This window comes from Escherichia albertii NBRC 107761 = DSM 17582, assembly GCF_000759775.1.
GTDB classification, from domain to species: Bacteria; Pseudomonadota; Gammaproteobacteria; order Enterobacterales; family Enterobacteriaceae; genus Escherichia; species Escherichia albertii.
In genome coordinates, this window is record NZ_BBMY01000150.1 from 1 (window position 1) to 10,818 (window position 10,818).

Sequence of the window (10,818 nt, forward strand, 5' to 3'; positions counted from 1 at the left end):
CACCGGCAAAGGCAAGGCCATACGCCAGCCCCAGAGTCCGTTTACCTAACAGACGGATCATTTGCAGCGCAATACGACGCCCCAATCCGGTTTTAATAAATCCTCTGGCGATCATAAATGCTACGACAATCAGCCAGATAAGCGAACTGTTTAACTCGCTCAGAGCTGTTGCGATAGCCTGACTGGGTGTTGTATCTCCTGCTGCGTAGGCAAGAGCAAAGATGGTGATACCGATAATACCTACAGCGCCGATGGGAAGAACCTTTGCCACAATTGATGCAATGGTCGCGACAAAAATAATCGCTGAATGCCAGGCCGGCCCGCCAAGACCAGAAGGTGGGGAAATTTGCCACAAACCTCCAGAAATAAGAACAATAATAATTAATGGGAGCCATTTGACGCCCTGAGACTTTTCTTCCGCCATAGTTAACACCTATAATTTATATGAATATAAATGTATTAAATATAATAATTATGAGTAATTACGTGATTATTTGGCGGTAATGCTGCACGTATATACGGAAAAAATACACTGACGCTCAGGGACTAATTGTTTCTTAATATTTCGAAAATAAAGCCCGGCAGGAATACCGGGCCTGGAGAGGTGTTAACCGCCGAACTGGTCTGGATCTGGACCGAGGCGTTTGCCTTGATCGAGTTTGGCTATTTCGCCAAGTTCGTCTTTGTCCAGACGGAAATCCCAGACATCAAAGTTTTCGGCAATACGTGAAGGCGTGACCGATTTCGGGATCACCACCAGACCGTTATCCAGATGCCAGCGGATGACAATTTGCGCCGGGGTTTTGCCGTATTTATCCGCCAGTTCACGAATGACTTTCTGGTCAAAAACGCCTTTTCCGCCCTGGGCCAATGGACTCCATGATTCAGTCTGAATCTTGTGCGTAGCGTTCCAGGCATGCAATTGACGTTGCTGCATCAGCGGGTGAAGTTCGATTTGGTTGATAACAGGCGCTATACCCGTTTCATCAATCAGGCGTTGCAGGTGGTGGATCTGGAAGTTACAGACGCCGATGCTTTTGATTAATCCCTCTTTTTGCAGCTCGATCATGCCTTTCCAGGCTTCCACATAGTGATCGATAGCCGGAACAGGCCAGTGCATTAAGTAGAGATCGATATAATCAAGTTGTAACTTTTTCAGGCTGTCGAGCAGGGCTTCGCGGGGGCGTTTGTGGTCGTCGTTCCACAGTTTGGTGGTGATGAACAGCTCTTCTCTGTTTAGTGCGGTATTTTTCAGGGCTTTGCCGACGCCTTCTTCGTTCTTATAGGCCGCCGCGGTATCAATTGAGCGGTAACCCACTTCTAACGCTTTTTGAATGGCGGTGATAACTTCCTCATTACTTGCTTGCCAGACGCCCAGTCCCAGCTGGGGCATGACATTGCCATCCTGTAGCTTAATAACGGTTGGATTAGCCATACGTTCCTCCTTTATATGAACTCACCGGAGCAAGCTCCGGTGAGGTGTTGTGAACTTAAGTCTGGACGAAATGCCCAAAAACGAAAGTTTGAGGCGTAAAAAGCTTAGCGGGCGGCTTCGTAAATGCGGCGGCTGACATCCAGCGTAATGTCATGATTTTCACCCAGTTGGGTCATGCCGTGCTCTTCCAGTTTCTTCAGCAATGCCGGAATGGAGCTATCGTCCAGACCATAGTCGGAGAGGTGGGTCGGTACGCCTAATTGCTCGAAGAAGTTGCGGGTGGCGGCAATTGCGGCATCAATACGCTCGTTGTCAGAACCTTCGGTGATGTTCCAGACGCGTTCTGCATATTGCAACAGTTTAGCGCGTTTGGCGTCGCGTTTTTCGTTCCACAGCGCAGGCAGGACGATAGCCAGCGTTTGCGCGTGATCCAGACCGTGCATCGCCGTCAGTTCATGCCCCAGCATATGTGTTGCCCAGTCCTGCGGTACGCCTGCGCCAATCAAACCGTTCAGTGCCTGAGTCGCCGCCCACATGACGTTAGCGCGTACATCGTAGTTTTCTGGCTCTTTCAGGGCTTTCGGGCCGTCTTCAATCAGCGTCAGCAAAATGCCTTCTGCGAAGCGGTCCTGAATTTTTGCATCAACCGGTTTAGTTACATACTGTTCCACCGTGTGTACAAAGGCGTCCACTACGCCGTTAGCCACCTGACGCGGCGGCAGGGTGTAGGTATAAACCGGGTCGAGCACGGCAAATACTGGTTGAACGTGGGCAGAATGGAACGCCTGCTTGTCGCCAGTGGTTTTACGGGAGATAACTGCGCCTGCGTTAGATTCTGAACCCGTCGCAGGCAGCGTCAGTACGCAGCCCATTGGAATGGCGCTTTTAATCTCTTTACCGCCCGTTTGCAGGATGTGCCACGGATCGATGTTTTCCGGGTAGTTGGCAGCAGCAGCGATAAATTTGGTGCCGTCCAGTACAGAACCGCCGCCAACGGCCAGCAGGAAAGTGACTTTTTTCTCGCGAACCAATTTTACGGCGTTCATCAGCGTTTCATAAGCCGGGTTGGGTTCGATACCCCCAAACTCCAGTACGTCCATTCCTTTCAGCGCATCCAGCACTTGAGCGAGGACGCCTGTTTTTTTCACGCTGCCGCCGCCGTAGGTAATCAATACACGAGCATCGTGAGGAATTTGTTCGCGTAAGCCAGCGATAGCGCCTTTACCAAACAGAATGCGGGTTGGGGTGTGCAGATTAAAGTTGTTCATTTTTTGGCTCCCTTTACTGGGTCAATATGAGTGCAGAGGTCAGTCTGCCTGATGTTTTTTATTGTGGTCTCCAGCGCCGGGGCTCTCAATGCTCATTTCTGCCAATGTCTTGCCTATTTCTCCAGAGTGCTGGAGAAATGGTACAAAATTGCGCACAATCAAATTGCCGTATTATTCCTAAGAAATTACGCGATATGAAACGTGAAGAAATTTGCCGTCTGTTGGCGGATAAAATTAATAGTCTGAAAAATAAAGAAAATAATTTATCAGAACTGTTGCCCAATGTGCGCTTGTTGTATGGTGAGACGCCTGGCGCACGTACGCCAGTGATGTACGATCCTGGCATCATAATCCTCTTTTCCGGGCATAAAGTTGGTTATATCAATGAGCGCGTGTTTCGTTATGACGCCAATGAATATCTGTTGCTGACGGTACCATTACCGTTTGAGTGCGAAACCTATGCCACGCCGGAGGTGCCGTTGGCAGGCTTGCGTCTTAATGTCGATATGTTGCAGTTACAGGAATTGTTGATGGACATTGGCGAAGATGAACGTTTTCAGCCATCAACGGCAGCCAGCGGCATAAACTCCGCCACGTTGTCAGAAGAGATTTTATGCGCGGCAGAGCGGTTACTGGATGTGATGGAGCGACCACTGGATGCGCGCATTCTCGGTAAACAGATTATCCGCGAAATTCTGTACTACGTGCTGACCGGACCTTGCGGCGGTTCGTTACTGGCGCTGGTAAGTCGCCAGACGCATTTCAGCCTGATAAGTCGTGTGCTGAAACGGATTGAGAATAAATACACCGAAAATTTAAGCGTTGAGCAACTGGCAGCAGAAGCCAACATGAGCGTTTCGGCGTTCCACCATAATTTTAAGTCTGTCACCAGTACCTCGCCGTTGCAGTATCTGAAAAATTACCGTCTGCATAAGGCGCGGATGATGATTATCCACGATGGCATGAAGGCCAGCGCGGCGGCGATGCGCGTGGGGTATGAGAGCGCATCGCAGTTCAGTCGTGAGTTCAAACGTTACTTTGGCGTGACGCCAGGGGAAGATGCGGCAAGAATGCGGATGATGCAGGGGAATTGATGCGTTCCCGGCCCGTGGGCTGGGAACGGAGTAAAACGTCAGACGTTGCAGTATTTCTTTTTAATCACTACAAACAGTGTGCCTAGCAGACCTGCGGTTAACAGGGCAATCGGCAGAATCATCAGGAATGTCATTACCTGATCTTCATGGCGTTTAACAAACGGAATCATGCTTAAGGCATAGCCAAAACTGGTGACGACACATACCCACAGCAAACCGCTCAACCAGTTAAAAAACTGGAATCGACGATTTGGCAGCCCGGAGATGCCCGCCATCGTTGGCAGCAGTGTGCGTACGAATGCGAGAAAACGCCCCGCCAGCAGCGCCAGCAAACCGTGGCGGTCAAACATACAAGTGGCGCGCTGGTGATATTTAGCCGGAAGCTGCGCCAGCCAGCCTTTCACCGTTTTGGTATTGCCTAACCAGCGCCCCTGAATATAGCTTAACCAGCAGCCCAGACTGGCTGCAGCAGTCAGGATCGTGATGGTTGGAAGAAAATCCATAACCCCCTGGGCAATCAATGCACCTGCCAGTATCAACAAGCTGTCGCCTGGCAAAAATGAAGCCGGCAACAAACCGTTTTCTAAAAACAACGTGGCAAACATGACAAAGTAAACAACGCTAACAATATGGGGATCAGCCAGTGCAGTGAAGTCGTGTTGCCAGAGCGCAGTGATAATATCTTGAATAACAGCCATGGACTTTCCTGTGGAACAGCGTTTTAGCCTTTATCTGCCTATTGTACTCCTGAATCGTCCAGGACGCCTTGATCCCGGACGCAACAATTTAAGACTTTTCACAATAAAATGTCTGCAAAATTGTCCAAAGCTTGCAATGTTACACAATTCGCGCGAAGCCCGCGTCCAGATCGGCAATCAAATCATCGACGTTTTCCAGACCAATATGCAGGCGAATCAACGTACCGCTAAAATCGAGCTTACCTTGCGGACGGATGGCGGCGAGATGCTCCGGCTGGTTTGCGAGGATTAACGATTCATAACCGCCCCATGAGTAAGCCATGCTGAATAAACTGAAGTTATCCAGATAGTTCGCTAACTCTTCGTTACTCAGTTTTTTATTGAGCACGAATGAGAATAGCCCGCTGCTGCCTGTAAAGTCTCGTTTCCAGAATTCATGCCCTTTACTTCCAGGCAGAGCTGGATGGTTAACCCGTTCGACCTGAGGATGCGCCGCCAGCCATTCGGCGACTTTCAGGCTACTTTCATGATGTTGACGTAGACGCACGCCTAACGTTCGCAAGCCGCGGCTGGTCATATAGGCGGTATCGGCGTCGACCATCTGCCCCATCAGATAGGCATTTTCTCGCAGTTGCTCCCAGCAGCGGGCATTGCAAACCGCTGTGCCGATCATCGCGTCTGAGTGACCGACCAAATACTTTGTTCCCGCCTGTATGGAAACATCAATGCCAAAATCCAGAGCTTTGAACAGTATGCCAGCAGCCCAGGTGTTATCGATCATAATGATGGCGTCCGGCAGCATGCGGCGCACGGCGGCAACAATCGCCGGAACGTCGTGGACTTCCATGGTGATGGAGCCTGGTGATTCCAGAAAAACCACTTTGGTATTTGGCTGTAGATGCTTAACAATATCCGCGCCAACCAGCGGATCAAACCATGATGTCGTCACCCCTGATTTACTGAGGATTTTGCTACAGAAATCCTGACTCGGTTCGTAGGCGGTATTGGTCATCAACACATGATCGCCCTGTTCGACAAAGGCAAGAATGGAATTAGCAACAGCCGCGGCACCGCAAGGAAACAGCACACATCCTGCGCCGCCTTCCAGCTCGCACATCGCCTCTTGCAGTGAGAAGTGGGTTAACGTTCCACGCCTTCCATAGAACAATTCGCCATTAGCACGATTATGTGTTGCGTGCTTTTTCGCTTCCACGCTGTCGAAAACCAGTGAAGAAGCGCGCTGAATCACGCTATTCACCGCACCAAGAGTGTATTTTTTGCTGCGTCCTGCGTTCACCAGCTGAGTATCAAGTTGTTTGTCTGCCATGTTGAGATGCCTGATTTTATACGTCTGGATGTCTAAATTAGCATGAATGTTGCCATGAGCATCCTGAAGAATTGGCACAAAGAAGAAAATTTTCGCAAATGACATGCGGGTGGGTTTTTTACTGCGTAAACGCAAGGAAAAGAAAGCAAAGCTACGGCAGTATGCAAATAGTAATGAGAACGACTATCAATTCGACGTCGTTTTGATATTATTATGCGCAGATTTTGTGACTTGCGTCCTGGAGATACACAGTGGGTAATAATTTAATGCAGACGGATCTTTCCGTCTGGGGTATGTATCAGCACGCCGATATTGTTGTTAAGTGTGTGATGATCGGGCTGATTTTGGCCTCCGTCGTCACTTGGGCAATCTTCTTCAGTAAGAGCGTTGAGTTCTTCAACCAGAAGCGCCGTCTTAAGCGCGAACAGCAAATGCTGGCTGAAGCTCGCTCCTTAAACCAGGCCAACGATATCGCTGCTGATTTTGGTAGCAAAAGCTTAAGTCTGCATTTGCTCAATGAAGCGCAAAATGAGCTGGAACTGTCAGAAGGCAGCGATGATAACGAAGGTATTAAAGAGCGTACCAGTTTCCGCCTTGAGCGTCGGGTCGCCGCAGTAGGTCGCCAAATGGGCCGTGGTAATGGCTACCTTGCAACCATCGGCGCGATTTCGCCGTTTGTGGGCTTGTTTGGTACGGTCTGGGGCATCATGAACAGCTTTATCGGTATTGCGCAAACGCAGACCACCAACCTGGCGGTGGTTGCGCCGGGTATCGCAGAGGCTCTGTTGGCAACGGCAATCGGTCTGGTGGCTGCGATTCCGGCGGTCGTTATCTATAACGTATTCGCACGTCAGATTGGCGGCTTTAAAGCGATGCTGGGCGATGTCGCAGCGCAGGTTCTGTTGCTGCAAAGTCGTGACCTGGATCTGGAAGCCAGCGCCGCAGCGCATCCGGTACGTGTCGCACAAAAATTACGTGCAGGGTAATGCTCAATGGCAATGCATCTTAACGAAAACCTCGACGATAATGGCGAAATGCACGATATCAACGTGACGCCGTTTATCGACGTGATGTTGGTTCTGCTGATTATCTTTATGGTGGCGGCGCCATTAGCGACGGTAGATGTGAAGGTGAACTTGCCTGCTTCTACCAGTACGCCGCAGCCGCGCCCGGAAAAGCCGGTTTATCTGTCGGTGAAGGCAGATAAATCGATGTTTATCGGTAATGATCCGGTCACCGATGAAACCATGATCACGGCGCTGAATGCGTTAACGGAAGGCAAAAAAGATACTACTATCTTCTTTCGTGCTGACAAGACCGTCGATTACGAGACGTTGATGAAGGTAATGGATTCGTTGCATCAGGCGGGTTACCTGAAGATAGGTCTGGTTGGCGAAGAAACCGCCAAAGCGAAGTAAAGCATAATTACCTGATGCGCCACACTTATCAGGCCCACAAGATATATCGTGATATATTGAATTTTCACGAATTTGTCGGCTGGGTAAGGCGCTAATGTCGCATCTGGCAAGAGTTAAACGTACGATGATGCCCGGTTGTTTTTCACAGCCGGGCATTTTTTCAGCCTGAATGTTCGCTGCCGCACACAGATACGGCAACATCGCCAAATGCCCGATTTATCATTACGGCTTGTTGGCGGGCACAACTCTCGTACCCGCATCATTGTGCTATTTGTCCGATGATGCCTGCCACAGATTCAGTTCGCCATCGGCGATATGTTGGTCAATCTGCGCCAGTTCTTCGGCGCTAAATGTCAGATTATTTATCGCCTGCACATTCTCCTCTACCTGTTCCGGGCGGCTGGCGCCAATCAGAACTGATGTGACGCGTTCATCTTTGAGTAGCCAGCTTAAGGCCATTTGCGCCATCGACTGACCGCGCCGTTGCGCCATTTCATTCAATAACCGCAGACTGTTGAGATTGACTTCGGTAAGCATTCCCGGCGTCAGTCCGCGGACTTTGTGACCTTCGCGATGCATCCTTGAATCTTCTGGAATACCGTTGAGATATTTTCCGGTCAGCAATCCCTGGGCCAGAGGGGTAAAGGCGATACATCCCACGCCATGAGTTTCCAGAGTATCCAGCAGGCCGCTTTTATCTACCCAACGGTTCAGTAGATTGTACGAAGGCTGATGAATTAACAGAGGAATTTTCCACTCGCGTAGCAACTCGACCATTTTTTGGGTGCGCTCTGGAGAGTAAGACGAGATCCCGACATATAGCGCCTTACCGCTTTGCACTGCATGCGCCAGCGCTGAGGCGGTTTCTTCCATTGGCGTATTCTCATCAACGCGGTGAGAATAAAAAATATCAACGTATTCCAGTCCCATGCGTTTCAGACTTTGATCGAGGCTGGCGAGCAGGTATTTACGCGAGCCTCCAGAGCCATATGGGCCGGGCCACATATCGTATCCTGCTTTGGTGGAGATAATCAGCTCATCACGATAAGCGGCAAAATCCTCTCGTAGCAAACGGCCAAAGTTCTCTTCCGCACTGCCTGGAGGCGGTCCGTAATTATTGGCTAAATCGAAGTGGGTGATACCTGAATCAAAGGCTCTGCGCAGTATCGCGCGCTGTGTTTCCAGTGTGTTTACGTGGCCGAAATTGTGCCATAAGCCCAATGACAGCGCGGGCAGGCGTAAACCACTTTTCCCGCAATAACGATACTGCATCTGTCCATAACGCTCGGGATTCGCTAACCAGACCATGACATCTCCTTTCTACCGTTCAATTTCGAAACAATATTTCTAGCTTAGCGATTCGCCAGAGGAGATCCCGTCACCTGGCTCACAGAGTGACGAAAAAACAGTCGCTTATGTTTTGCTCAAAGCGCTATGTCGGGAGAGAGTCGTGAATGCTGCCGCAGTATATGCAATCTGGAAAATGACGACGACAGGAGATGTGTGTGTATTCGCGGGATAACGGGCGCCATAACGATCCGACGCCTGGCGGTGACAAATTGGTGACTCACCTTGCGTAGGCAGAGAATACTTATCAGATATTGCCAACTATCTCTTTTAATTCACATATTGCATACAAGGTAACTTTTTTTAATCGCAGAAAAAATAGCGTGCGATGGTGCCATTCTTTGCCTAAAATATCGCTATATATAATTATATATAGCGATTGAGGTGAATGATGAATAACCATTTTGGTAAAGGTCTGATGGCGGGATTGGAAGCAACACATGCCGACAGTGCCGTCAATGTGGCGAAATTCTGCGCTGATTATAAGCGTGGTTTTGTATTAGGTTTCTCGCATCGTATGTATGAAAAAACCGGCGACCGCCAGCTTAGCGCCTGGAAAGCAGGCATTCTGACGCGTCGTTATGGGCTGGATAAAGAAATGGTGATGGATTTTTTCCGTGAGAATCACTCCAGTACGATATTGCGGTTTTTCATGGCGGGTTATCGATTGGAAAACTGAGCAAAAATTGGCAAGTGAGAGCTCGCTTCTATTTTAACAAGTATCATCTTGCTCTTTTCTTGCGATATGGATATACGTGTCTCAATGGCTCTTGGCAATACCAGTGGGTTATTGATGAAGAACTTAATCACGACGCAAGATGTCCCCTCTCATGAACGGTTCTCGTTTTTTCGGGATACTGTCAGGTCGCGTTTCCTCTCTTCCTATGACTGCGATCCCGGCCAGGGGCGAATGTTACAACAGCCGTTTTATGCCAATCTTGTTCAACAACGTGTTCTGGATTTGCAGTTTCTTTTGTTAGAGTCAAATGCTCATCAGGCGAGCAGTAAGCCGAGAGCGTTAAGCTGCGGTCAGGGAGGCGATTTTTATATTGAGTTGCAGCGTTCTGGTGCTGGACAACTCACGCAGGATGGACGTACCGCTTTTCTCCGCCAGGGCGACTTCTGCTTCTGTGATATGTCCAGAGCCGTTTCATGGCGATTTGAGAGTGATTATTCGTTATATAAGATTTTGATTCCACGTGAAAAAATCTCCAGCAAACTGGGTAATACTCATAATTTGACTGCAAAAGCGGTACGTGGGAACAGTGTGAGCGGTTCTCTGGTTTATAGCTTTGTGATGAAATATGTGCCCTTCCTGGATTTGCTTTCTCCGCAACGCGCCAGCCAACTGTCTGACATCCTGCTGAATCTGATCGTTTCTGCACTCAGTGAGTTGAGTGAGGGATCTCCGGTACAACCTTGTGGTCATACAACCATTTTTTTTATTGCGCAGGATTATCTCGAACGTCACCTTTCCGATCCTGATTTGAGCATCCACGACTGCGCGCAAAAGTGTGGGATTTCAACACGGTATTTACAGAAGCTGTTTCAGGAGCAGGGAACGACAGTAAATAAATAGATCCAGAATCGTCGTATGGAGAATTATAAGTGTGCGTTGACTGATCCTCTTTTGGCAGAAAAGAATATTACTCAAATAGCCTATGATTGTGGTTTTAGCGATATATCTAATTTGAGTCGTAAGTTTAAAGCGGAAAATATGGTTACACCTTCTGAATATCGTAGAACGCACCTTGCCAGATTATATTTATTTAACACCAATCACTAATTCACAACATTTTTATCACCAATTAAAACATTAATACTACAGTTCCTGATGTTCGTGTGTTCTGTGCCGACAGAGAGCATTTTTTATCTGTAAACAGGGAATGACGAAAATTAGTTCGTAATTTACCAAGTCTCATCGTAGGCCTGTCCTCCACAATCGTCACAATATCGGAGGAGGCATTATGCGTCTTTTATCAGTAACGACCGGATTATGTCTTGATGCCAGAGTTGAAACTCAGGCATTGGAGACTGCAATTATTGATGCGCAGTCAGGGCGGGAAGTTTCCTGGTGTGACCTGAACAGTCGTGTTGATAAAATTGCAAGGGGGTTACTGGCTAAAGGATTAAAGAAAGGAGACAGGCTAGGAATTTGGGCACCTAACAGTATCGATTGGGTCACTTGTTTCCTTGCTGCAGCTAAAACAGGCATTATTGCACTCTGGGTA

Annotated in this window: 13 protein-coding genes; 7 read left to right on the forward strand and 6 right to left on the reverse strand. The window is 48.8% G+C overall.

Translation table 11 applies throughout. The annotated features are described in order from the left end of the window. The 3 genes from EA14781_RS19970 to yqhD form a co-directional block, all read right to left on the reverse strand. Positions 1-424: anion permease (locus tag EA14781_RS19970; RefSeq protein WP_042336116.1), on the reverse strand; the 424-nt coding region annotated here is incomplete at its 3' end. A 183-nt stretch (positions 425-607) separates the two neighbouring features. Continuing rightward, the gene (gene dkgA, locus EA14781_RS19975; protein ID WP_000013161.1) at positions 608-1,435 is read right to left on the reverse strand and encodes a 2,5-didehydrogluconate reductase DkgA; all 828 of its coding nucleotides are present in this window, start codon (positions 1,433-1,435) and stop codon (positions 608-610) included. Between the two features lie 104 nt (positions 1,436-1,539). Next, positions 1,540-2,703, reverse strand: a complete 1,164-nt coding sequence (gene yqhD / locus EA14781_RS19980; protein WP_001058796.1) for an alcohol dehydrogenase — start codon at positions 2,701-2,703, stop codon at positions 1,540-1,542. Positions 2,704-2,897: 194 nt separating this feature from the next. Between yqhD and yqhC the strand changes: the two genes are divergently transcribed. Then, entirely contained in the window at positions 2,898-3,797 is a 900-nt protein-coding gene (gene yqhC / locus EA14781_RS19990; protein ID WP_024164714.1) for a DNA-binding transcriptional regulator YqhC, read from the forward strand. Between the two features lie 38 nt (positions 3,798-3,835). On the opposite strand, the gene yghB is transcribed toward yqhC, so the two are convergent. Next, a complete protein-coding gene (gene yghB / locus EA14781_RS19995) occupies positions 3,836-4,495 on the reverse strand; it encodes a DedA family general envelope maintenance protein YghB (protein WP_000268446.1) in 660 nt (219 codons plus the stop codon). A 139-nt stretch (positions 4,496-4,634) separates the two neighbouring features. Further along, entirely contained in the window at positions 4,635-5,822 is a 1,188-nt protein-coding gene (gene metC, locus EA14781_RS20000) for a cystathionine beta-lyase (protein WP_024164713.1), read from the reverse strand. A gap of 251 nt (positions 5,823-6,073) precedes the next feature. Here metC and exbB point away from each other — a divergent pair, with 251 nt between their 5' ends. Both exbB and exbD read left to right on the forward strand, forming a co-directional pair. Beyond that, positions 6,074-6,808, forward strand: coding sequence for a tol-pal system-associated acyl-CoA thioesterase (gene exbB, locus EA14781_RS20010; RefSeq protein ID WP_000527852.1), 735 nt, complete (start codon positions 6,074-6,076; stop codon positions 6,806-6,808). A 6-nt stretch (positions 6,809-6,814) separates the two neighbouring features. Continuing rightward, the gene (gene exbD, locus EA14781_RS20015; protein WP_001240708.1) at positions 6,815-7,240 is read left to right on the forward strand and encodes a TonB system transport protein ExbD; all 426 of its coding nucleotides are present in this window, start codon (positions 6,815-6,817) and stop codon (positions 7,238-7,240) included. Positions 7,241-7,507: 267 nt separating this feature from the next. Here the strand turns inward: exbD and gpr are convergent, their stop codons facing one another. Next, positions 7,508-8,548, reverse strand: coding sequence for an L-glyceraldehyde 3-phosphate reductase (gene gpr / locus EA14781_RS20020; protein WP_000262188.1), 1,041 nt, complete (start codon positions 8,546-8,548; stop codon positions 7,508-7,510). A 430-nt stretch (positions 8,549-8,978) separates the two neighbouring features. Between gpr and EA14781_RS20025 the strand changes: the two genes are divergently transcribed. The 4 genes from EA14781_RS20025 to EA14781_RS20035 form a co-directional block, all read left to right on the forward strand. Beyond that, a complete protein-coding gene (locus EA14781_RS20025) occupies positions 8,979-9,266 on the forward strand; it encodes a DUF2623 family protein (protein ID WP_001059117.1) in 288 nt (95 codons plus the stop codon). Positions 9,267-9,380: 114 nt separating this feature from the next. Further along, entirely contained in the window at positions 9,381-10,166 is a 786-nt protein-coding gene (locus EA14781_RS20030; protein ID WP_241955841.1) for an AraC-like ligand-binding domain-containing protein, read from the forward strand. Continuing rightward, on the forward strand, positions 10,167-10,373 hold the full coding sequence (locus EA14781_RS25865) for a helix-turn-helix domain-containing protein (RefSeq protein WP_304999730.1): 207 nt from the start codon (positions 10,167-10,169) through the stop codon (positions 10,371-10,373). It abuts the gene before it with no gap. 181 nt (positions 10,374-10,554) lie between these two features. Beyond that, the coding region (locus EA14781_RS20035; RefSeq protein ID WP_042336118.1) for an AMP-binding protein at positions 10,555-10,818 on the forward strand (264 nt) is incomplete at its 3' end.

What these genes read in the sequence shown, in the direction of transcription:
- dkgA (WP_000013161.1), bottom strand. Translation starts at nt 1,435, where the DNA reads ATGGCTAATCCAACCGTTATTAAGCTACAGGATGGCAATGTCATGCCC.
- yqhD (WP_001058796.1), bottom strand. Translation starts at nt 2,703, where the DNA reads ATGAACAACTTTAATCTGCACACCCCAACCCGCATTCTGTTTGGTAAA.
- yqhC (WP_024164714.1), top strand. Translation starts at nt 2,898, where the DNA reads ATGAAACGTGAAGAAATTTGCCGTCTGTTGGCGGATAAAATTAATAGT.
- yghB (WP_000268446.1), bottom strand. Translation starts at nt 4,495, where the DNA reads ATGGCTGTTATTCAAGATATTATCACTGCGCTCTGGCAACACGACTTC.
- metC (WP_024164713.1), bottom strand. Translation starts at nt 5,822, where the DNA reads ATGGCAGACAAACAACTTGATACTCAGCTGGTGAACGCAGGACGCAGC.
- exbD (WP_001240708.1), top strand. Translation starts at nt 6,815, where the DNA reads ATGGCAATGCATCTTAACGAAAACCTCGACGATAATGGCGAAATGCAC.
- gpr (WP_000262188.1), bottom strand. Translation starts at nt 8,548, where the DNA reads ATGGTCTGGTTAGCGAATCCCGAGCGTTATGGACAGATGCAGTATCGT.
- EA14781_RS20025 (WP_001059117.1), top strand. Translation starts at nt 8,979, where the DNA reads ATGAATAACCATTTTGGTAAAGGTCTGATGGCGGGATTGGAAGCAACA.
- EA14781_RS20030 (WP_241955841.1), top strand. Translation starts at nt 9,381, where the DNA reads ATGAAGAACTTAATCACGACGCAAGATGTCCCCTCTCATGAACGGTTC.